This is a genomic window from Rhodosalinus sp. FB01 (assembly GCF_041365715.1).
Taxonomy (GTDB): Bacteria; Pseudomonadota; Alphaproteobacteria; order Rhodobacterales; family Rhodobacteraceae; genus Rhodosalinus.
The window spans coordinates 1-373 of sequence record NZ_JBGFSH010000089.1; the positions used below are offsets into that span (position 1 = coordinate 1).

Annotated in this window: 1 protein-coding gene; it reads left to right on the plus strand. The window is 72.1% G+C overall.

What is annotated here, in order from left to right; all coding sequences use genetic code 11:
- A partial coding sequence (locus AB6A65_RS16720) for a sigma-70 family RNA polymerase sigma factor (protein ID WP_371039506.1) occupies window positions 1-373 on the plus strand: 373 nt, incomplete at both ends.

A 373-nucleotide genomic window follows, 5' to 3' on the forward strand; every position in this document is an offset into this window, starting at 1 on the left:
CGCGCGGGCCTGGCGCGACGAGGGCGACACCGACGCGCGCAACCGCCTGGTGACGGCCCATCGCGCGCTGGCGGTTTCGGTGGCGCGGCGCGCCGGCGGGGCAGGACGCGCGCCCGACGAGGATATCGTCCAGCAAGCCAATATCGGCCTTCTCAAGGCCGCGGAGCGGTTCGACCCGGACCGTGGTTTCCGGTTTTCGACCTACGCGGCCTGGTGGATCCGCGCCGAGATCCAGGATTACCGCCTGCGCAGCTGGTCTCTGGTGCGTCTGGGCAATTCGCCCGCTCTACGGCGCCTCTTCTTCAACCTGCGCCGGGTCGAGGCGCGGCTCGCCTTCTCCGGGGAGGTGCGCCCCGAGGAGCTGGACGCCGCG